This window comes from Stenotrophomonas terrae (assembly GCF_039674165.1).
GTDB classification, from domain to species: domain Bacteria; phylum Pseudomonadota; class Gammaproteobacteria; order Xanthomonadales; family Xanthomonadaceae; genus Stenotrophomonas; species Stenotrophomonas terrae_A.
In genome coordinates this window covers 1-20,161 of the sequence record NZ_JBDJMY010000016.1, presented here as the reverse complement: position 1 = coordinate 20,161, position 20,161 = coordinate 1, and the positions used below count along the sequence as shown (strand labels likewise).

Annotated in this window: 19 protein-coding genes; 8 read left to right on the top strand and 11 right to left on the bottom strand. The window is 66.2% G+C overall.

The annotated features are described in order from the left end of the window. Positions 1–5 precede the first annotated feature (5 nt). Together ABE493_RS09400 and ABE493_RS09395 are read left to right on the top strand one after the other, a co-directional pair. Positions 6–800 carry a beta-ketoacyl synthase chain length factor gene (locus tag ABE493_RS09400; RefSeq protein ID WP_346498669.1) on the top strand — a complete coding sequence of 265 codons (795 nt, stop codon included), beginning with the start codon at positions 6–8 and terminating at the stop codon, positions 798–800. Further along, positions 793–1,581, top strand: coding sequence for a glycosyltransferase family 2 protein (locus ABE493_RS09395; protein WP_346498668.1), 789 nt, complete (start codon positions 793–795; stop codon positions 1,579–1,581). The genes ABE493_RS09400 and ABE493_RS09395 overlap by 8 nt, the downstream gene beginning before the upstream one ends. Positions 1,582–1,590: 9 nt before the next feature. On the opposite strand, the gene fabG is transcribed toward ABE493_RS09395, so the two are convergent. The 8 genes from fabG to ABE493_RS09355 all read right to left on the bottom strand — a co-directional run bounded on the left by fabG (position 1,591) and on the right by ABE493_RS09355 (position 7,990). Beyond that, positions 1,591–2,322: a 3-oxoacyl-ACP reductase FabG gene (fabG, locus tag ABE493_RS09390; RefSeq protein ID WP_346498728.1), complete on the bottom strand. Its 732-nt coding sequence runs from the start codon at positions 2,320–2,322 to the stop codon at positions 1,591–1,593. Between the two features lie 29 nt (positions 2,323–2,351). Continuing rightward, positions 2,352–2,783, bottom strand: a complete 432-nt coding sequence (locus ABE493_RS09385; protein ID WP_346498667.1) for a phosphotransferase — start codon at positions 2,781–2,783, stop codon at positions 2,352–2,354. Continuing rightward, positions 2,770–5,040 carry an MMPL family transporter gene (locus ABE493_RS09380; RefSeq protein ID WP_346498727.1) on the bottom strand — a complete coding sequence of 757 codons (2,271 nt, stop codon included), beginning with the start codon at positions 5,038–5,040 and terminating at the stop codon, positions 2,770–2,772. The genes ABE493_RS09385 and ABE493_RS09380 overlap by 14 nt, the downstream gene beginning before the upstream one ends. Before the next feature lie 65 nt (positions 5,041–5,105). Further along, complete coding sequence (locus ABE493_RS09375; RefSeq protein WP_346498666.1) at positions 5,106–5,765, bottom strand: LolA-related protein; 660 nt, start codon at positions 5,763–5,765, stop codon at positions 5,106–5,108. Beyond that, a complete protein-coding gene (locus ABE493_RS09370) occupies positions 5,671–6,645 on the bottom strand; it encodes an acyltransferase (RefSeq protein WP_346498665.1) in 975 nt (324 codons plus the stop codon). Before ABE493_RS09370 ends, ABE493_RS09375 begins: the two co-directional genes overlap by 95 nt. Continuing rightward, a complete protein-coding gene (locus ABE493_RS09365; RefSeq protein WP_346498664.1) occupies positions 6,642–6,941 on the bottom strand; it encodes a hypothetical protein in 300 nt (99 codons plus the stop codon). Before ABE493_RS09365 ends, ABE493_RS09370 begins: the two co-directional genes overlap by 4 nt. Positions 6,942–6,992: 51 nt before the next feature. Next, positions 6,993–7,715 (bottom strand): ketosynthase, encoded by a 723-nt coding sequence (locus tag ABE493_RS09360; protein ID WP_346498663.1) that lies wholly within the window; start codon positions 7,713–7,715, stop codon positions 6,993–6,995. 5 nt (positions 7,716–7,720) lie between these two features. Then, positions 7,721–7,990, bottom strand: a complete 270-nt coding sequence (locus tag ABE493_RS09355) for a phosphopantetheine-binding protein (RefSeq protein ID WP_346498662.1) — start codon at positions 7,988–7,990, stop codon at positions 7,721–7,723. Positions 7,991–8,188: 198 nt separating this feature from the next. Here ABE493_RS09355 and ABE493_RS09350 point away from each other — a divergent pair, with 198 nt between their 5' ends. Further along, positions 8,189–9,199: a pteridine-dependent deoxygenase gene (locus ABE493_RS09350; RefSeq protein WP_346498661.1), complete on the top strand. Its 1,011-nt coding sequence runs from the start codon at positions 8,189–8,191 to the stop codon at positions 9,197–9,199. A 40-nt stretch (positions 9,200–9,239) separates the two neighbouring features. On the opposite strand, the gene ABE493_RS09345 is transcribed toward ABE493_RS09350, so the two are convergent. The 3 genes from ABE493_RS09345 to ABE493_RS09335 all read right to left on the bottom strand — a co-directional run bounded on the left by ABE493_RS09345 (position 9,240) and on the right by ABE493_RS09335 (position 13,122). Then, positions 9,240–10,586: an AMP-binding protein gene (locus tag ABE493_RS09345; protein ID WP_346498660.1), complete on the bottom strand. Its 1,347-nt coding sequence runs from the start codon at positions 10,584–10,586 to the stop codon at positions 9,240–9,242. 126 nt (positions 10,587–10,712) lie between these two features. Then, positions 10,713–11,726 carry a cytochrome d ubiquinol oxidase subunit II gene (gene cydB, locus ABE493_RS09340; protein ID WP_346498659.1) on the bottom strand — a complete coding sequence of 338 codons (1,014 nt, stop codon included), beginning with the start codon at positions 11,724–11,726 and terminating at the stop codon, positions 10,713–10,715. Position 11,727: 1 nt separating this feature from the next. Beyond that, positions 11,728–13,122: a cytochrome ubiquinol oxidase subunit I gene (locus ABE493_RS09335; RefSeq protein ID WP_346498658.1), complete on the bottom strand. Its 1,395-nt coding sequence runs from the start codon at positions 13,120–13,122 to the stop codon at positions 11,728–11,730. A 455-nt stretch (positions 13,123–13,577) separates the two neighbouring features. Here ABE493_RS09335 and ABE493_RS09330 point away from each other — a divergent pair, with 455 nt between their 5' ends. The 5 genes from ABE493_RS09330 to hemF all read left to right on the top strand — a co-directional run bounded on the left by ABE493_RS09330 (position 13,578) and on the right by hemF (position 19,780). Then, positions 13,578–15,953, top strand: a complete 2,376-nt coding sequence (locus tag ABE493_RS09330) for a S9 family peptidase (RefSeq protein WP_346498657.1) — start codon at positions 13,578–13,580, stop codon at positions 15,951–15,953. Between the two features lie 266 nt (positions 15,954–16,219). Then, the gene (locus tag ABE493_RS09325; RefSeq protein WP_346498656.1) at positions 16,220–16,651 is read left to right on the top strand and encodes an NUDIX hydrolase; all 432 of its coding nucleotides are present in this window, start codon (positions 16,220–16,222) and stop codon (positions 16,649–16,651) included. A gap of 40 nt (positions 16,652–16,691) precedes the next feature. Next, entirely contained in the window at positions 16,692–17,261 is a 570-nt protein-coding gene (locus tag ABE493_RS09320) for a hypothetical protein (protein ID WP_346498655.1), read from the top strand. Positions 17,262–17,277: 16 nt separating this feature from the next. Next, positions 17,278–18,834, top strand: a complete 1,557-nt coding sequence (locus ABE493_RS09315) for a hypothetical protein (protein ID WP_346498654.1) — start codon at positions 17,278–17,280, stop codon at positions 18,832–18,834. A 46-nt stretch (positions 18,835–18,880) separates the two neighbouring features. Continuing rightward, positions 18,881–19,780: an oxygen-dependent coproporphyrinogen oxidase gene (gene hemF, locus ABE493_RS09310; protein ID WP_346498653.1), complete on the top strand. Its 900-nt coding sequence runs from the start codon at positions 18,881–18,883 to the stop codon at positions 19,778–19,780. Positions 19,781–20,161: the final 381 nt, after the last annotated feature.

The following is a 20,161-nucleotide window of genomic DNA, read 5'->3' as shown; positions in this document are numbered from 1 at the left end:
AGCAGATGCTGCAAGCAAGCGTGGAAGGTATCGGTTTCTGGGGCAGTGGGCTGCCCGACTGGGACAGCGCCTGCGCCTGGATGCGCAAGGGCGAACGCCCGCTCGACCCGCCAGCGCGGCCTTCGCCGCAGCTGCTGGCGGCCAATGAGCGGCGCCGCGCGCCCGGCACCGTGGCGGTGGCATTGGAGGCTGCACTGGCGGCCTGTGAAGCGGCCGATCGGGCACCGGCCGGGCTGCCTGCGGTGTTCACCTCCACCCATGGCGAGCTGACCATCACCGATTACATGTGCGCCACGCTGGCGGAGGATCCGCGCGCCATCTCGCCCACCAAATTCCACAATTCTGTACACAACGCTGCAGCCGGTTACTGGACCATCGGCGCCGGTGCGCATGTGGCGGCCACCGCCATCAGCGCCGGCAACTGCAGTTTTGCGCAGGGCCTGCTGGAAGCGATGGTGCAGCTGCATGCCGGCGAGGAAGCGGTGCTGTTGGTGGCCTATGACGGCAACGCCAGCGGACCGGCGGCCGAGGTATCGCCCAGCACCGGCCTGCTCGGCGCGGCGTTTGTGCTCTCACGCGAGGCCTGTGCAGGGCTGCCTGCATTGCAGCTCACCCTGCATACGCAGATGCCTGCAGCGCCTGTGCAGCGCAGTGAGGAAGGGCCGCTGCTGCAGTTGTTCGGCAACAATGCGATGCACCCGGCGCTGCCCTTGCTGGAGGCTTTGGCGATGGACCAGGAAAGCCTGTGGCTTCGCGCCGGCGCTGAGCAGTGGCTGGAAATCGGCATCCGCCATGAGTGAGCCGCGCCCGCTTTCAGCAGACAACGTCGCCGTCGTCATTCCGGCATTGAACGAAGAACTGCGCATCCGCCAGGTGGTCGAAGACGCGCTGCGCTATTTCCCGCACGTGATCGTCATCGATGACGGCTCCACCGACCGCACTGCCGACTGCATTGCCGACCTGCCGGTCAGCGTGATGCGGCACCCGCAGCGCATGGGCAAGGGCCACGCGCTGCGCACCGGCTTTGCCGAAGCCAGCCGCCGTGGCCTGCAAGGTGTCCTGACCCTGGATGGCGATGGCCAGCACGTTGCCGCAGACCTGCCGCGCCTGCTTGCCAGCGCCAATCGCCACCCCGGCTGCATCATCATTGGTGCGCGCCTGCGCAAGCGCGCCTCGCAGCCGCTGTACCGGCGCCTGGCCAACGAATTCGGTGATTGGGGCATCGCCTGGGGCACGCACTACCAGGTGGCCGACAGCCAGAGCGGACAGCGTTTTTACCCGGCCGAGGTTATCGCCCTGCGCGACATCTCGGCCGAGGGTTTCGTGTTCGAGGCACAGGTGGTGATCGCAGCGGCGCGGCAGCTGGGCACGCGCTGCGTGTCGGTGCCGATCGAATCGCGTTACCGCTGCGCCGACAGCGACGAGCAGTTCCGTCCCAGCCACTTCAAACCGCTGCAGGACCTGTACTGCATCACCAGCCACATCGTGCTGTTGGCACTGCGGCATGGCCACATCTGGCGCGTCTACCGCACCATCCGCAAGCACCCGCCGGTCATCGACAGCACCGACGTCGGCAACTGAGGCCAGCCCTCAGCCCATGCCGCCGTTGATGCCGATCACCTGGCCGTTGATGTAGCCGGCCGCATCGCTGCACAGGAAGGCCACCAGTGCCGCCACTTCCTCCGGTTTGCCGGCGCGTGCGGCCGGCACGGTCTGCTTGATCAGCTCCGGCGGAAATGCATCGGCCGCCATCTGTCCTTCGATCACCCCGGGTGCGACCACATTGACGCTGATGCCGCGGCTGGCCATTTCCCGCGCCAGTGACTTGCTGGCGCCGTGCAGGCCTGCCTTGGCAGCGGCGTAGTTGGTCTGGCCGCGATTGCCCAGCACCGCCGCCACCGACGAGACGCTGACGATGCGCCCCCAGCGGGTGCGCGCCATCGGCAGCAGCAGCGGCTGGGTGACGTGGAAAAAGCCGTTGAGACTGACATCGATCACCCGCTGCCAGCGCTGCGCGTCCATGCCGGCCATCGGCGCGTCATCGTGGATGCCGGCGTTGTTGACCACGATCTGGATCGGGCCATCGACCAGTAGCACTTCCAGTGCAGCACTGACTGCCGCGCAATCGGCGACATCGAACGCCACCGCCTGCGCGCTGCCGCCATCGGCAAGGATCTGCGCCACCACCGCCTCGGCACGCGCCAGGTTTGTGTTGGCGTGCACGATCACATGCGCGCCGTCCGCAGCCAGCTTCTGGCAGATCGCTCCGCCAAGGTCGCCACTGCCGCCGGTTACCAGCGCACGTCGTTGCTTGCTCATGATGCGATTGCTCCGCTGTATCTCATTTATTGTCACGGCAACTGCAACATCACCGCAGCGCGCCCTTCTGCCAGCAGCTGCCCCTGGTGATGGATGCGGAATGCATATTGCTGGCTGCCTTCGGCTTCCGCCAGCACCTGCGCGCTGGCCTCCAGCGCACCGGCCAGATCATCGATACGCGCCACATGCAGCTGCACATCACGCAGCGCCACCAGCACCCCCGGTTTCACCGCGCCGCCTTGTTCGCGGCCGCGCAGGCCACCGTGCACGGCCATCGCCTGCGCGCCGTATTCGCACAAATGGATAGCTGCCAGTTGATCGCCACGCCGCAGCGGATGCAGGACATCGCGGTGATTGAAAGCACGCAGCGCGATCTCCTGCGGCGACCAGTCCACTACCTCGTCCCACAGGCACATGCCGCCCTGGTGTGGAACCAGTTGCAGGATTTCATCACGCCCCAGCATTGCCACCCTCCTGCAGCGGATGCCGCGATATCAACAAGGCCAATATGAAGTTGCAGACCACGCCCAGCGCCACCGTGCTGCCGATCGCGCGCAGCACCGGGATCGACGAAAGACCAAGCAGGCTGAACACCAGCAGGGTCATCACGCTGCACACCAGCAGGCCGTGCAGGGTGCGCAGCTGGTCGGCATGGCTGTCACCGGCATGCTCGAAGAACAACCCGTAATCCAGGCCAAGCCCGGCAGCCAGGATCAGCCCGATCAGATGGAACAGGTTCAATTCCACACCCAGTCCGCGCAGTACCGCCAGCACCAGCAAGGTGGTCAGCAACATCGGCAGCAGCACCCGCAACACCCGTCGTGGCGAGCGCAGTGCGATGCCCACGGTCAGTGCCAGCAACAGCACGGCAACGGCCAGCGCCAGCAGCACACGGCTGCGGTAGTCGGCCACCAGCGATTCGGAGGCCTGCTTCATGTCCAGCAGCTGCGCGCCATGCAGGCGTGCGGTGCTGGCGACGGCGGCCACGTCGTGCAGGCCGCTGAGCGATACCAATGCGATGGCATGGCCCTCGCCCTGCACCAGCAGGCCCTCGACCGCTGTGGCCAGCGGCGTGCCGTGCAGATCGGCGGGCTGCAGTGGTGGCGCGGTGCGCGCGCGCATAACGTCGGCGACGAACGGAGCGAAAGCATCATCGATGAAGGGTGTGCCTGCCACCGCGCTGGCCAATGCCGCACGCAATGTGGCCTCGTCGGGCAACCGCTGTTGGCGTTGGCGCTGGGTGGCGGCGCTGGGCAGGTAGCGCGCTGCCATGTCGTAACGCTCTAGCTCGCCATTGGCGACCAGCGCATCCAGCGCAGGCCGCAACTGCTCGCTGGCGGCAAGCGCGGACTGCGTGTCGTCGCCGCGCACGGTGATCAGGTAACGCACGTCCGGCGCACCCAGCTCACTGCGCAGCTGCGCATCACGCGCCAAGTCCTGCGGATCCACCGGCGTCAGCCGGCCCAGATCGTTCTGCCAGAACGCACCGGGAGCCAAAGCCATCACCGCCAACGCCAAACCGGCGAGCAAGGCCAATGACCAGCGCGGCCGTGGCAGCCGTTGGGTGTGCTGCCACAGACGCGCCAACCGTGCGGAGTCGGCGAAATCGCGCGTGGCCGGATCGATCAGCGCCGGCAGCAGATAACGGGTGGCCAATGCGGCCGTGGCCAGCGCGGTGATGGTGAACACCGAGAGCTGCTTCAAGCCATCGACGCCGGAAAACAGAAACGTGAGATAGGCGATGCAGGTGGCGATCACGCCGGTGCCCAGCGTGGGCCACAGCGCGCGCACGTTGTCCCATGCCGAGCGGCCCGGCCGCTGGTGGCTGAAGAAATGGATGGGGTAATCCTGCACCACGCCGATCAGGGTGAAGCCGAAGGCGATGGTGATGCCGTGCACGCCATCAAAGCCCAGCGCCACCGCGCACAGGCCGGCAAGGCCAGCGCTGGCCAGCGGCAGGAAACCGAGAATCGGCATCTTCCAGCTGCGGTAGGCAAACCACAGCAGCAGGATCATGCCGATGGTGTCCAGCGTGCCGATCATGCCGGCTTCGCTGGCGGTGCGGTTGCCGATCTTCACCGAGAACGCGCCCGGCCCGCTCAGCTCGATGCGGCTGCCACTGCCGGCGGCAATGGCGGCGAAACTGCCGTTGATGGTGTCCACCGCCAACTGCTGCGCGCCGGGATCAAAACCGGCGGCATGGGTCTGCACCAGCAGCAATGCCTGCTTGCCGGCGCGGTCGAACCACACATCGTCGATACGCTGCGGCGCGTTGGCCGGCTGCAGCGCTTCGGCAACGCGCAGCACCTGCAGGGTGGGATCGGATGGCAGCAGCGGCTCGATCAGGCCGCCGGCAGGTGAGCCCAGGTCCTGCAGGCGCGCCTGCAGTTCCTCGCCCAGGTTGGCGCTGGAAAACGCATCCGCCGGCAATGCTTCGATCAGGTAGCGATAAGGCAGCAGCTGCTCGGGAAACGCCTCCAGCCCGGCCTGTTCGCCATTGGCGACCAGCTCGAACTGGGCGTCGCTGGCCAGCGCCTCACGCAGCGCGCGCGATTGCTGTGCCAGCTGCTCGGGCGCGGCACCAGACAGCGCCACCAGCAGCAGCCGCGCGCCCGGGCCTTCACCCAGCTCGTCCAGCAGCAGCTTCTGTGCAGGCGTGCGCGCATCGGGCATGAACTTGCGCAGGTCACCACTGACCTGGATGCGGCTGCTGATCCACATGCCCAGCACGCCGAGCAGCAGCAACCAGACAATGGCCAGGCCGATGCGCCCGGTGGAGGTCAGCTTCAACGCGAAGCACCGGCAGCGCACAGGCCGTTCAATGCCGCCGCTTGCGTCACGTTGGCCGCAGCCGTGGCCGCGCCGCCCAACAGGGTGCGTTGCACATCGCCCTTGGCCGGCTGGGTTTCAATGCAGCGCAGTTCCGCGTTCTGCCCATGCAGGGTCACCGCACGCACGCGCCGCGCCAAGGCATCGGCCTTGGGTGTGAGTTGCAGCTGCCAGTGTTGCGCGCTGCCCGAGGCCTGCAGCCGATAGTTCTGTTCAAGCGCGGCCAGGTCACCGGCCAGCATGGCGCCAAAGCTGGCCTGCAGATCGGCAAGTTCGGGCACCCGCTGCAGTGCGAACACACGCGGCGGCTTGCCGGCACGGGCAATGCTGACCTGGCCACTGGCAATGGTGGTGGTTTCGGCATACGGCGCGCGCACCTCGCGCACCAGGGTGTCGGCATCGGGGCGGCGGTATTGGCCTTCGACCCGCAGCGGCTCCTTCAGCAGCGCCGAGCCACGCAGTTCGAGGAAGTTGGTCTGGCTTGGTGCCGGTTGCGCCAGCTGACGCAGGATCCAGGCCGCATCAATGCCGCTGGCCAGGGCCGGGCTGCTGAGCAGCAGGCCGGTCAGCAGGCAGGCGAGCCGATGTTGCAGGGTCGTTGGAATGCCAGAAATCATAGAAGTTGAACCAGTTGTAGGGAGCTTGCCGCAGGTGATGCTCCAGCCTGCCGGCATAACGGTGGATAAGCGCGGACAACAGCTCATTGCGACGCGGGCGTGGGACATCCACGACCTCGGCAAACGATTCGAAGCGCAGGTCATAGCGGTTGCCGCCGCGATACAGGCCGAACGCCAGCATCACCGGGGCCTTCAGCGCACTGGCAATCAACCACGGCGCGGCGGGGAACGCGGCATCGCTGCCCAGCAGCGGCGCGGCGATGCTGGGCTCGCCCGGCCGCGCGCGGTCCACCAGCAAGGCCACCATCGCGCCATCCTGCAGCGCCTGCTGGATGGCCAGCACGATCGCGGTGCCATCCTGCCCGGCATCGATGATGCAGTCCGCGAGCTTGGGGTCGAGTTCGGCCAGCAGCTCGGTGATGGCCGCGTTGTGCGCGCGGTCCATCAGCACCCGCAGCTTCAGGTCCGGGCGCATCCTGGCCAGCACCCGCAGGGCATCAAAGCTGCCCAGATGGGAGCCGAACACCAGCACGCCACGGCCTTCGTCCAGCAGCTGCAGCAACGGCTCGGTACCGCTGCTGCGGATATCGAACAGGGCGGTACGGCCGGCCAGCAGGAATACCCGGTCAAGAATGGTGGCGGCGAAGGTATGGATGTGGCGGGCGACCTGCCAGGCGCCTGCGCGGTGACCACGCAGGCGCTGCAGGTAGTCGCGCGAGGCACGCCGCTCGGCTCCGCGCACGCAGTAGAAATACAGGGTGATCGGATACAGGCAGGCACGGGCGATACCGCGGCCGCCATGGCGGGCGATGCCGCCGATCAGACGGATCGCAGCGCGTCCGCCGCCTTCGGGACGGTGCTTCCAGTCAGTCTCGTTCATGCCCGCAGGCCGGCCCCGGCCAGCACCAGTTCGCCGCGCACCAGCAACCGGTCCTCACGCAGGACGCGGAATTTCCAGCGTGGCGACTGCCCCTCCAGTTCCACCCTGGCCTCCTCATCGGGCAGCAGCGGCGCCATGAATTTCACCTGCGGCAGGCGCAGGGCGCCAATGGCGTGCCCGCTATCGGCGGCGACCGCCAGCAATACCTGCTCCAGCAACACCACGCCGGGCACCAATGGCCGGCCCGGGAAGTGCCCGGGCAAACAGGGGTGATCGGAAGGAATGCTGAAGCGCATGGCGTGCTGTACCCGCTATTTTTGACGACAGGATACCGGCAGCCTTGGCGTTCAGCGCAGCAGGTCGCGCCAGAATGCCGGGCCCAGTTGGCCCATCTGGCGCATGAAATCCCAGGCATTGCGGTACGGGCGCTGCGGAAACAACTGCGAGCGCACCGCATATTCCAGCGCGAAAAAACCGCCAATCAGCCCCCAATCGGCGATGTTGGCGCACCACGACCATTGCTCATGGGTCACCGGCCACCACGGCTGGATGCCGAAGGCAGCCAGCAGGCCGTCGGGCACGGCACTCATCGCCAGCACCAGGTTGATCAGTGCCAACACCAGCAACACCACCGCCCAGGCACCGCTCAGACGCCGGGTGTAGCGCTCCAGCGGCACCGTCACCGGCATGCCGGCACGCGCATACAGCGCGCGCACGATGCGGGTGATCAAGGGAATCTGCCCCGGCAGCAGCGAACGCGCGAAACCCCAGGCCACCAGCAGCGGGAACACCACCGGCGGCGCCAGCAGCAGCATCCACGCCCATACCGAGCCGCCCAGCCACCACAACAGCGCACACGATGCCAGCAATACGGCCCAGGCCCACGGCCGCAGCCGCGCCAGCGGCTCGAGCAGGCACAACAGCACCAGCCCGGCCAAGGCCGCGGCCGCCCACAGGCCCTCGTTGCGCAGGCTGGCCACGTGCGACAGCACCGGGTAGGCCAGCAGCAGCAGCACCCGCAGCGCCAACGCCACCGGCCCTTGGCCGGGTTCAGGGCGGTCAGCGCTCACCGCGTTCAAATCGTCTTGTTGGCTTGGACGTGCGCCGACAGGGCGCGCAGCGAGCCGAAGATGCGGCGGTTGTCCTCGTTGTCCGAGCGCAGCTGGAAGCCATAGCGCTTGCTGATGGCCAGGGCCAGCTCCAGCGCATCGATCGAATCCAGGCCCAGGCCGTCATTGAACAATGCGGCTTCCGGATCGATCTGGGCCGGGTCCACGTCTTCCAGGTTCAGGCTTTCGACCAGCAAGCCGGCCAGCTCGCGCTCGGCTTCATTCTGTTGCGACATTTCCATACCTACGGCAAATAGAGCCGCAACGATCCGGCATCGCCGACTGTTGCGCAAGCATTACAGCTTGGGCACGCGGGGTATCATTGCCGTCTCTGCGATGCCCGATACGCCGTGCAATGACGTTCCCGTTCCATTCCAGCTACCTCAGCCAGCCGTGCTCCGCCTGCTTGCCTGCCAATGTCACGGGGGACTGAGATGAACGCCCAGACCTCGCCGGCGGCTGCCGCCTCGCTGCAGATCGACTATGCCGACCCGGCCCTGTTGCCGGCCTTGCTGGCTGACCCGCAGGTGCTGGCCATCTTCGGTTTCCACGCCGGCAACGCAGCGCCGCCCAGCGATGACCCGCGTTACCTGCAGGTAGGCCTGCAGGCCGATGGCGTGGCGCAGCTGGAAGTCTGGCGCAGCGACAAGCCCGTCAGTTGTGGCCGCGATGCCAACGGCGTGGCCTGGGCCAGCGATGGCGTGTTGATGTTCGGCGCGCTGCAGGTCGAGGAAAACGCGCATGGCGGCATCATTGGCGCCGCCGAGCACGCCTACGCGCAGTTGCTGCAGACCTTGCCGGCACACGCTTACCCGCACCTGCTGCGCATCTGGAACTACCTGGACGCCATCACCGAGGGTGAAGGCGACAACGAGCGCTACCGCGAATTCTGTGTCGGCCGTGCGCGCGGCATCGGCGACATCGACACCGGCACCCTGCCGGCAGCCACCGCGATCGGCCGGCTCGATGGCGTGCGCGTGCTGCAGGTGTATTGGCTGGCCGCGCGCAGCGCCGGCACGCCGCTGGAAAACCCGCGCCAGGTCAGCGCCTACCGCTATCCGCGCCAGTACGGCCGGCAGTCACCCAGTTTTGCCCGGGCCATGCTGGCCGCCACCGGCAGCCGCCTGCCGCTGCTGTTGTCGGGCACCGCCAGCGTGGTCGGCCACGCCACCCTGCATGGCGACTGCACGCAGCGCCAGCTGCAGGAAACCTTTGCCAATTTCGATGCCCTGATCGGTGCGGCACGTGCGCAGCGGCCCGGCCTGCCTGCGCATTTCGGCACCGGCAGCCGGCTCAAGGTGTACGTGCGCGACGCGGCCGAAGTGGCCAGCGTGCGCACCATGCTGGCCGAGCTTCTGCCGCCGCAGGTGCCCTACATCGTGTTGCACGCCGCAGTGTGCCGGCGCGATCTGCGAGTTGAGATCGACGGCGTCCACGACGCCTGAGCAGGCCGCCGGCGACAAGCGCGCCGGCAACTCCGATGGTTCAGTGGCGCAGCAGCGCCAGCACCGCATCGCGCGGCAGCTTGCCGGTATCGTTGCGCGGCAATACCGCCACCTTGCGCAGCGGCCGCGGCAGGAACACCGGGTCCATCAGCTCGCGCAGATCGCGCAGTATTTCCGCCTCTTCGCGGTCCGGCGCCACCACCAGCGCGGCGATACGCCCGACCGCATGGCCGGGTTCGGGCGCCAGCTGCACCACCACCGCGTCGACCACGCCCGGCACGGCCTGCAGCTTGCGCGTCAGGTCACCCAGCGAGGCGCGCTTGCCGGCGATTTCCAGCAGATCGGCGCGGCGGCCACGCAGCACGAAGCGTTCATCGGGCAACAGTTCCACCAGATCGGCCAGCACCACCGGCGCGGCCAGGTGGGCTGCATGCACCCGCGTGCCGTCCGGCTGCGGCTCCAGCCGCACGCCGGGCAGCAGCGTCCAGGCCGTCTCCAGGGCGGTGCGGCGACGGGCGAAGATGCAGGTTTCGGTGGAGCCGAACATCTCCCGCACCTCGGTGGCGAAGGCCTGCTCGGCGGCTGCGGCCAGTTCCTGCGCCAACGGCGCGGTGGCGGTGACGATGCCGGCCAGTGGCGGCAGCTGCACGCCGGATTCAACCAGCGCCTTGAGATGCACCGGGGTGGTGATCAGCACCCGTGGCGCGCTCACTTCAGCCAATGCCAGCGCCACATCCTGCGGAAAGAACGGCCGCCCGGCCTGCAAGGTGGCCGGTGCCAGCAAGGGCATCAGCACCGCCATCTCCATGCCGTACATATGCTGCGAAGGCACCGTCGCCACCAGCGCCGGCTGCGCGTCGCCCCACAGGCTGCGCAGGGCCTGCAGGTTCTGCGCGGTGCTGGCCAGGAACGAGCCCCAGGTTTTGCTGTTGGCGCAGGGCGTGCCGGTACTGCCCGAGGTGAAACCGATCGCCACCAGCTGATCCTCGCCCAGCGTCGGCGTTTCGCCGGCCAGGCGCGGCAATACCGCCGGCAACAGGAACCCGCCCGGCGGCAACGGCTGCTGCGCATCGTCGCCCAGGCAATAGGTCTGCGGGTAACGCTGCTGCACATCGGCCACCACCGCATGGGCGCGTGAAGACGGCAGCAGGTTCACCTGCCCGCGCAACGCCACGGCGCAGAACGCCACCAGAAAACGATAGCGGTCGTCGCATAGATTGACCGCGTGTTGACCGGATGGCAGCACGGCCGCCAAGCCCCGCACATGTTCAAAGAACGTCTGCAGATCGACCGACTGGCCGCCGCCACTGGCCAACAACCGGTGCAACGGACCCCGGGCCAGCGGATGGCGCGTGGTGGAGGGCAACTGCTCAGAAACAACCGACATGCGACTGCGACGACCTCGTTCGAAGGAGTGTCCGTCGCGGCTGCAGCCACGACAGGGCGGCCAGCTTGGCGCTGCCCGGCCCGGCTGGCAAGCCGGAACGGGCATTGTGGTTAAGCAGGGGCAGGATCAGTGATAGCCGGTATCAGCAGTCACCTTGCCGCGGAAAACCCGGTAGGACCACACCGTATAGCCAAGGATCACCGGCAGCAGCAGCGCCAGCCCGACCAGGCTGAAGGCCAGCGAGGAGACCGGCGCGGCCGCCTGCCACAGGGTCAGGGTGGGCGGCAGCAGGTAAGGCCACATGCCCAGCACCAGGCCGATGAAGCCCAGCACGAACAAGGCCAGGGTGAGCAGGAAGGGCGGCAGGTCGCGGCGCGGATGCATGGCGCTTCGCCACAGCGCCACCGCCACCGCCAGGGTCAGCAGCGGCACCGGCGACAGCCACCAGAAGTTGCCGTCGCTGAACCAGCGCTCCATCACCCGCGACTGCAGGAACGGCAGCCAGGTGCTGACCAGGCCCATGAACACGATCACCGCCACCATCAGCGGCCGGGTCAACGAGCGTGCCAGGGCCTGCTCGCGGCCCTCGGTCTTGAGGATCAGCCAGGTGCTGCCGAGCAGCGCATAGCCGGTCACCACCGCCACCCCGGTCAGCATCGAGAACGGGCTGAACCAGCCAAACGCGCCACCGCTGTAATGCCCGTCCTGCATCGGCAGGCCCTGCACCAGCGCGCCCAAGATCACACCTTGCGCGAACGCGGCCAGCAGCGAGCCCAAGGCGAAGGCCACGCTCCAGATCGCCCGCGAACGATGCGCCTTGAAACGGAACTCGAAGGCCACGCCGCGGAACACCAGCGCCATCACCAGCAGCAGCACCGGCAGATACAGACCCGACAGCAGCACCGCGTAAGCCTTGGGGAAGGCCGTCATCAGCCCTGCGCCGCCCAGCACCAGCCAGGTTTCGTTGCCGTCCCAGATCGGCGCGGCGGTATTCATCATCACATCGAGCTGCTGCTCATCCTCGGCAAACGGCGCCAGGATGCCGATGCCAAGCACGAAACCGTCCAGCACCACATACATCAGCACGCCGAAACCAATCACCGCGAACCATGCCACCGGCAGCCAGGTTGTCATTTCCATGTCAGCGCTCCTCCAGCGGTTCGTTGACGCCGGACAGCGGCCGCGCCGGGGTATGCATGCCGTCGTCGCGCGGCGGTTGCTCATGTGGCGCCGGCCCGCTGCGCATGATCTTGACCAGGTACCAGATGCCCCAGCCAAACACGAACAGGTAACCGATCACGTACACGCTCAACGACAACACGGTCATCCACACGCTCTGCGTGCCCACCGCATCTGCAGTGCGCAGCAAGCCATAGACCACCCACGGTTGCCGGCCCATCTCGGTGACGAACCAGCCGGCAACCAGCGCGATGAAGCCGCTGGGCAACATCCAGTTCCAGCCACGCAGCAGCCACTTCGACTGCAACAGACGCCCCCGCCACAGCTGGAACGCCGATATCCACGCCAGCACCAGCATCAACGAGCCCAGCCCGACCATGATGCGGAATGCATAGAACACCGGCACCACCGGCGGCCGTTCGCTGGCCGGCACGGAGGTCAGCGGCGCAAACGTGCCGTCCAGGCTGTGGGTCAGGATCACGCTGCCCAGCTTGGGGATGGCGATCTCGTAATCGTTGCGTTCTTCCTTTTCGTTGGGCACCGCGAACACCACCAGCGGCACACCTTCGCCCGGCTTGGTCTCATGCCAGTGCGCTTCCATCGCGGCGATCTTCATCGGCTGATGTTCGAGCGTGTTCAAGCCGTGCATGTCGCCAACGAATATCTGCACCGGCACCGTCAACGCGGCGAAAGCCACGGCTGCCACCAGCATCTTGCGACCGGCTTCCACATGCACGCCGCGACGCAGATACCAGGCGCCAACACCACCGATGACAAAGCAGGTGGTGATGAACGAACCCAGCGCCATATGCGCCAACCGGTACGGGAACGAGGGGTTGAACACCACCTGCCACCAGTCCTGCGGATGCACGATGCCATCGACCAGCGTGTAGCCGGCCGGCGTGTGCAGCCAGCTGTTGGACGACAGGATCCAGAAGGTGGAGAACAACGTTCCCAACGCCACCATGCAGGTGGAAAAGAAGTGCAGACGCGGCGAGACCTTTTCCCAGCCAAACAACATCACACCCAGGAAGCTGGCTTCCAGGAAGAACGCGGTCAACACCTCGTAGGTCAGCAAGGGCCCGATTACCGTGCCGGCCACTTCGCTCAGGCGCGGCCAGTTGGTACCGAACTGGAAGGCCATCACGATGCCGCTGACCACGCCCATGCCGAAGGACACCGCGAAGATCTTCTGCCAGAAGAAGAACAGCTCGCGCCAGACCGGATTGCGGGTGCGCAGCCAACGCCATTCGACGAAGGCCAACCAGCTGGCCGTGCCGATGGTGAAGGCAGGGAACAGCACATGAAAACTCACGACGAACCCGAATTGGATCCGCGACAACAGCAGCGCTTCCACGGGCGCGTCTCCGTTCTCATTAATTGGGGCGATTCTGGTCCTGTATTGGTTAAGAACGGATGTGACCTGATGTCGCAGTGCGTCAAAAAGTCGCAGCAGCTGTAGCCCCCTCCCTTTGGCGCAGCCAAGGGGAGGGTTGGGGAGGGGTGAGCTTTGCTCCCTCCCTTTGGCGCAGCCAGGGGGAGGGTTGGGGAGGGGTGCGCTTTTGCCTTTGGCTCTACGGCAACATTTCAATGCCAGAACAGCAAAAGCCCAAAAGCACCCCTCCCCAACCCTCCCCTGCGCCTATGGCGCAAGGGAGGGGGCAGAGCCGCCGTCCGCGCAATTCGTACGGGACCGCAAACATTGCCGATTCCGGCAGCTCAGCCGCCGAACCCTGTGCCCATGACCTGTGGCCCAGCCCGCAGCGCGGGCCTGCTGCTACCCTTGCCCGGTTCTCTACACGGTGCCGAATGATGCCCAAGCTGCTGCCCCTGTCCCTGCTGTTGTTGACCGCTTTCGGCAACGCCCATGCCGCGCCCACGCCGATCACCATCGAACAGGCGATGGCCGACCCGGACTGGATCGGGCCGCCGGTGGAGTCCGCCTGGTGGTCGTGGAACGGCCAGCAGGTCGAATACACGCTCAAGCGCCAGGGCAGCGCGGTGCGCGACAGCTTCCGCCTGCCGCTGGCCGGCGGTGTCGCCCAGCAGGTTGCCGATGATCAGCGCGGCACCCTCGACGCGGCTGATCGCGTCTATGACAGCAGCCGCCAGCGCATGGCCTTCGTCCGCAATGGCGACGTCTTCGTGCGCGACCTGCGCAACGGCAACCTGACCCAGCTGACCCGCAGCAATGAACGCGCCAGCGGCGTCAACTTCGCCAACGATGGCGGCGTAATCTGGGCAGTGGGCAACAACTGGTTCCATTGGAACCCGCGCACCAGCATCACCAGCCAGGTCGCCCAGCTCAAGGCCGACAAGAATCCGGCCGATGCACCCAAGGCTGACGTGCTGCGCGACCAGCAGATGCGCACCCTGTCCACCCTGCGCAGCGACCGCGCCCAGCGCGAAGAACTGCGCGAGCAGGGCGAGCGTTGGCGCCAAGCCGATCCGACCCGTGCATCGGCGCCGATCTTCCTCGGTGCCGACGTCGAGATCGTGACCAGCGTGCTCTCTCCTGACGCGCGCCATCTGATCGTAATCACCTCGCCGAAAAGCTATGAAGAAGGTAGGGGCGGCAAAATGCCGCTGTACGTTACCGAGTCCGGCTACGAAGACGCCGAAGACACCCGCACCCGCGTTGGCCGCAACGATCCCGTTCCGCAATCGTTGTGGCTGGTTGATGCAAGCACCGGCAAGGTGCAGCCGATGTCGTTGGACGCTCTGCCCGGAATCGCCACCGATCCCCTGGCCGAATTGCGGCGCAAGGCCGGCAAGGACGCGCTGAAGGGCAATCGCCCTGTGCGTATCGGCATTGATGGCTGGGGTGGTGGCTATGAATCAATCCGCTGGAGCAACGACGGTAGCCAAGTGGCCATCCTGCTCCGCGCAATTGACAACAAGGACCGCTGGATCGCCACTGCCAGTGTCAGCAACACCAGGTTGGAGTCCCGCCATCGCCTCACCGATGGCGCCTGGATCAACTGGAACTACAACGACTACGGCTGGATGCCCGATGGCCGCACCCTGTGGCTGCTGTCCGAAGAATCCGGCTACTCGCACCTGTACACGCAGAGTGGCGGCAGCAAGCCCAAGGCCATCACCTCGGGCAACTGGGAAACCTCGGCGCCGGTAGTCAGCGCCGACGGCAACAGCTTCTACTTCGTCTGCAACCAGAAGTGGCCGGGCGATTACGAAGTCTGCAACGTCAACGCCAATGGCGGTGCCGTGCGCGAAGTCACCGCACTCGACGGTGTGGAAGACTTCAGCCTGTCGCCGGACGGCCAGCAGCTGCTGGTGCGTTACTCCGCACCGTATCTGCCCGCCCAGGCTGCCGTGCTGCCGGTCAGCGGCGGCGAAGCGCGCAAGCTCACTGACACCCGCAGCGCCGAATTCAAGGCACGTGAGTGGGTGCAGCCGCAGATGGTGCAGGTCCCGTCCAAGCACGGCGCCGGCCACGTCTGGGCCAAGTACTACGGCCCGGAAAAGCTTGAAGCGGGCAAGCAGTACCCGATCGCCATGTTCGTGCACGGCGCCGGCTACCTGCAGAACGTGCATGCGCGTTATTCCAACTACTTCCGCGAGCAGATGTTCCACAACCTGCTGGTGCAGAAGGGTTACATCGTGCTGGACATGGATTACCGCGGCAGCGAAGGCTATGGTCGCAACTGGCGCACCGCCATCTACCGCAACATGGGCCACCCGGAGCTGGAAGACTACCTGGACGGCCTGGATTGGTTGGTCGAGACCAAGCAGGGTGACCGCGCCCATGCCGGTATCTACGGCGGCTCCTACGGCGGCTTCATGACCTACATGGCGCTGTTCCGTTCGCCGGGCACGTTCAAGGCCGGCGCCGCGTTGCGCCCGGTGGGCGACTGGCATCAGTACAACCATGCCTACACCAGCAACATCCTCAACACCCCGGACATCGACCCGGAGGCTTACCGCATCTCCTCGCCGATCGAGTATGCCGAAGGCCTGCAGGACAACCTGCTGATCGCGCACGGCATGATGGATGACAACGTGTTCTTCCAGGACTCGGTCAACATGACGCAGAAGTTGATCGAGCTGCACAAGGACAACTGGTCGATCGCGCCCTATCCGCTGGAACGTCACAGCTATACGCGTGCCGACTCCTGGCTGGACCAGTACAAGCGCATCCTCAAGCTGTTCGAGCAGGAACTGAAGTAAGCATCAACAAGGGCGCCGCGAGGCGCCCTTGTTGTTTGTGGGTGTGGATGCTTTTTGTGTACTGCGAAGAGAGCACCCCTCCCCAACCCTCCCCTTGGCTACGCCAAAGGGAGGGGGCGGCTTTGCCACCCTCCCTTGCGCAACGCGCAGGGGAGGGCTGGGGAGGGGTGCTCTTGATCTTGATCTTGATCTTGCTCCCGCAGCACCCACCACACCCCAAGCCTCCAGTACCATTCCCCGCACGGAGCCCCACCCGCTGGAAGCACATGTCCAACATCGAAATCCCCATCCGCATCGTCACCGCCGTCATCCTCGACCCACAGCAGCGCGTGCTGGTCGTGCGCAAACACGGCTCGAACACCTTCATCCAGCCCGGTGGCAAACGCGAACCCGGCGAGGAGGCATTGCAGACCCTGGCGCGTGAGCTGCACGAAGAACTCGGTGTGCACGTCGACACCGACAATGCACAGGCCCTCGGCACTTTCGAAGACGCCGCCGTCAATGAACCCGGCCGCCGTGTGCAGGGCGAATCCTTTCTGGTGAACATTGCCGGCATCCCGCAGGTGCAGGCAGAGATCGCCGAGCTGGCATGGATCCCGCTGCAGCCACCGCACGGCGTGAAGCTGGCGCCGCTGAGTGCATTGCATGTCCTGCCTGCAGCGCGCGCAGTGCTGTTCCCCGCTGCGAAAGCCGACTGAATCCCGCAATAGTCCACCACCACATCCGTAGCGAGCCACCGTGACTCCACCCCAGCTCCCGCCTCCTCCTTCCGCAGCGGCCTCTTTCATTGCCGTCACCGCCAAACTGTCACTGGTGATGTCGGTGCTGGCCATTGTCTGGAGCCTGCTGCAAGTGCTGGTGGTGGCATTGGTAGGCCGCCTGGACATCCTCGGCGCAATGCAGAACGAAGGCCTGCCGGTAACGCCAGGCATGCTTTGGCTCGGTGAACACGCACTCTCGCTGAGCGTGCTCGGTCTGCTGCTGTCGTTCGCGTTTCTGGCAGTGTCGTGGGCCTTGCTCAAACACCGCGAATGGGGCCGCATCGGCTTCATCGTCTTCCTGGTGCTGTTGGCCGTGGCCAACTTCGCCTTCCTGCCGCTGATACACGGCATGTTTGAAGGCATGCAGGCGATGGTGCCTGCCGACTTCCTCAATTCGCCACAAGGTCTGGAGATGCGCGTGCAACTGCGCGTCGGCCTGTGGACCTCGCTGATCACCGGCACCGCTGCCGCCCTGGCCGTGGCCGGGTTGCATGGATGGTTGGTGATCAAGCTGCGTCGCCCCGACGTTCGCGCCCTGTTTCGTTGAGTACCCCGGAGTTTGCATGTCCGTCCCACGTTATCTATCCGCCTTCGCCAGCGGCTTGCTCGCGCTGAGTGCGCTGCCGGCCGCCGCCGCCACCTTGAGCTGCGGCAGCTATACCGCCGAAGAGGGCTCGGCCCGCTTCGTGATTGAGAGCAGCAGCCAGGCCTCGATGCGCTATGAAGGCCTGGCCCCCACCCAGTACGTGATCCGCCAGCAGGGCAGTACCCTGCATGCCGCCGACGTCTCCAATGGCTTCAGCACCGAGTACAGCCTCAGCCGTGACGGCAAGCGCATCACCGGCAGCCTCGGCGACTATGTGCTTGATTCAAGCAGCAGCTGCAAAACTGCGCCCACGCCCGCCGCGAACAGCTGCCGTGCCGATATCGACAGCTGCATCGACAACGCCAGTTCTGCGACGCCGCAGCAGCTGAGCCAGTGGTGCCAGGAAGACCTGCCCTTCGCCTGCGAACGCCTGCTGTCCAGCTACCGCGATGAAGCCCAGGCCGCACAACAGGCGGCCGAACCCGATCCGGACCTGGAAGAGCCTGCTGTCTGCAAGGAAGGCAACCCGCAGTACAACGAGACTGCCTGTCTGGCAGCGGCCAAGGAAATGCTGGGCATCGCCATGGCCAAGGCGCTGGCCGGCGCGCTGAGCAGCGACACGGTGGTCCTGCCCCCCGCTCGTCTGGATGAACTGCAGCAGCTGTGCCGCAGCCACCCGGACGCAGGCTTCTGCGGCAAGGTCGCCGACGCGCAATGGGACGCCGAGCGCTACCTGCCTGCACGCGATGCGCTGCAGCTGGCCTGCAAGGCCGGCGCGGATGAGATGACCTGCAAACGCGCACAGAGCCTGGCCGCGCTGAGCGCCGCCGACCTCGCTGCCGGCCCCGCCAGCAGCCTGCCCTGCGGCGACTACAAGGCCAGCACCGGCCTGATGGACGAGCTTGGCTTCGGCGACAACGGCCTGGTCAGCGTCAGCATGGGCAGCGAGCTGCGCGCGCGCCTGCAGGACGGCCGCATCCACATCCGCCACGACAAGGGCGGCGATTTCGTGTTCAAGCCGCTGCGCAACGGCGGCCTGCTCGGCATCGATAGCTGGAACCGCTACGCCGTCTATCAGCGTACCGGCGGCAGCACCCAGTGCAGCGCGCCGAAGGTATTCGTCGAACTGCCGCTGCCGCAGGACTGCCCGCTGGGCAATGACCCGCAGGCCTGCTGTGACAGCGGCAAGCTGCAGGGCTGCAACGCCGTCGGCCACCGCCATTCGCTGGCCGGCGACTGGCAGGCCGCAGCGCCGTCCTACCAGAAGCTGTGCCAGGCTGGCGTCCGCGTGGGCTGCGAGAACCTGCGCACTGTCTACGAGAACACCGGTGACGAAGACATCCCCGGCAAGCTGCTGTCCATCTGCAAGCGCGATGGCAAGGGCACGCATGTGGCCTGCGATGTCTACGAGACCACCAACTGGGCAATGGCCGGTTTGGGCGCACAGCTGATGCGTGCCGCCGAAGACCTCGACAACGAAGAAGAGGCTGAAGCACCGGCGACGCCCAGCAAGGGCAAATCGCTGCGCAAGTAAGGCCTTGAGCGCAGGCCACCACGGCGGCCTGCGCTACAGTACGCACATGAACGAATTCGACCGCGTACGCGACTATCTGACCGGCCTGCAGGACCGCATCTGCGCCGCCATCGAGCAGGCCGACGGCCAGGCCCGTTTCAACGAAGACCGCTGGCAGCGCGCCGAAGGCGGCGGTGGCCGCACCCGCATCCTGCGCGATGGCGCGGTGTTCGAGCAGGCCGGTATCGGCTTCTCCGACGTCGCCGGCACCCGCCTGCCACCCTCGGCCTCGGCCAACCGCCCGGAGCTCGCAGGAGCGTCCTGGCGCGCCTGTGGCGTGTCGCTGGTGTTCCACCCCAACAACCCCTACCTGCCCACCACCCACGCCAACGTGCGCTATTTCCAGGCCGAACTGGATGGCAAGACCGTGGCAGCCTGGTTCGGTGGCGGCTTCGACCTGACCCCGTTCTATCCGTTCGACGAAGACGTGCAGCATTGGCATACGGTTGCCCGCGATCTGTGCGCGCCTTACGGCGCCGATCGCTATGCCGCGCACAAGCGCTGGTGCGATGACTACTTCTTCATCAAGCACCGCAACGAAACACGCGGCGTTGGCGGGCTGTTCTTTGATGACCTGCACGGTGATTTTGAAACCGACTTCGCTTATATGCAGGCCGTTGGCGATGGCTTCCTGGATGCCTACCTGCCCATCGTCGAACGCCGCAAGGACACCCCGCATGGCGAGCGCGAGCGCGAGTTCCAGCTCTACCGCCGTGGCCGCTACGTCGAGTTCAACCTGGTCTACGACCGTGGCACCCTGTTCGGCCTGCAGAGTGGCGGCCGCAGCGAAAGCATCCTGATGAGCCTGCCACCCCGCGTGCGCTGGGAATACGGCTACCAGCCCGACAACGGCAGCGACGAAGCGCGCCTGGCCGAGTACCTGGTACCAAGAGATTGGCTGGCCTAGCTCCGTAGTGCCGAGCCATGCTCGGCAGGGGCCATACAAGCAGCACCACGACCGGTAGTGCCGAGCCATGCTCGGCAAGGGCCCTACAAGCAGCACCACGACCGGTAGTGCCGAGCCATGCTCGGCAAAGGGCCTTACAAGCAGCACCACGACCGGTAGTGCCAAGCCATGCTCGGCAGGGGCCTTACAAGCAATCTTGTAGGAGCGGCGTAAGCCGCGAAGCCGGCAGCAATGAAATAGAAGCGATGCCTGCAAACGGGTAGACCACCAGCTTCGCGGCGTAACCCGCTCCAACAAGTTTTGATTACTGGTAAATCCACTTCCCAGCATTGCACGGCCCAACAACAACGACGCCCCAGCCCAGCAATGCGAGGCACAACA

What these genes read in the sequence shown, in the direction of transcription:
- ABE493_RS09365 (WP_346498664.1), bottom strand. Translation starts at nt 6,941, where the DNA reads ATGCGCTTCAGCATTCCTTCCGATCACCCCTGTTTGCCCGGGCACTTC.
- ABE493_RS09355 (WP_346498662.1), bottom strand. Translation starts at nt 7,990, where the DNA reads ATGTCGCAACAGAATGAAGCCGAGCGCGAGCTGGCCGGCTTGCTGGTC.
- cydB (WP_346498659.1), bottom strand. Translation starts at nt 11,726, where the DNA reads ATGGAAATGACAACCTGGCTGCCGGTGGCATGGTTCGCGGTGATTGGT.
- hemF (WP_346498653.1), top strand. Translation starts at nt 18,881, where the DNA reads ATGAACGAATTCGACCGCGTACGCGACTATCTGACCGGCCTGCAGGAC.
- ABE493_RS09345 (WP_346498660.1), bottom strand. Translation starts at nt 10,586, where the DNA reads ATGTCGGTTGTTTCTGAGCAGTTGCCCTCCACCACGCGCCATCCGCTG.
- ABE493_RS09370 (WP_346498665.1), bottom strand. Translation starts at nt 6,645, where the DNA reads ATGAACGAGACTGACTGGAAGCACCGTCCCGAAGGCGGCGGACGCGCT.
- ABE493_RS09395 (WP_346498668.1), top strand. Translation starts at nt 793, where the DNA reads ATGAGTGAGCCGCGCCCGCTTTCAGCAGACAACGTCGCCGTCGTCATT.
- ABE493_RS09325 (WP_346498656.1), top strand. Translation starts at nt 16,220, where the DNA reads ATGTCCAACATCGAAATCCCCATCCGCATCGTCACCGCCGTCATCCTC.
- ABE493_RS09350 (WP_346498661.1), top strand. Translation starts at nt 8,189, where the DNA reads ATGAACGCCCAGACCTCGCCGGCGGCTGCCGCCTCGCTGCAGATCGAC.
- ABE493_RS09315 (WP_346498654.1), top strand. Translation starts at nt 17,278, where the DNA reads ATGTCCGTCCCACGTTATCTATCCGCCTTCGCCAGCGGCTTGCTCGCG.
- ABE493_RS09400 (WP_346498669.1), top strand. Translation starts at nt 6, where the DNA reads ATGCTGCAAGCAAGCGTGGAAGGTATCGGTTTCTGGGGCAGTGGGCTG.
- ABE493_RS09380 (WP_346498727.1), bottom strand. Translation starts at nt 5,040, where the DNA reads ATGTGGATCAGCAGCCGCATCCAGGTCAGTGGTGACCTGCGCAAGTTC.
- ABE493_RS09375 (WP_346498666.1), bottom strand. Translation starts at nt 5,765, where the DNA reads ATGATTTCTGGCATTCCAACGACCCTGCAACATCGGCTCGCCTGCCTG.
- ABE493_RS09385 (WP_346498667.1), bottom strand. Translation starts at nt 2,783, where the DNA reads ATGCTGGGGCGTGATGAAATCCTGCAACTGGTTCCACACCAGGGCGGC.
- ABE493_RS09330 (WP_346498657.1), top strand. Translation starts at nt 13,578, where the DNA reads ATGCCCAAGCTGCTGCCCCTGTCCCTGCTGTTGTTGACCGCTTTCGGC.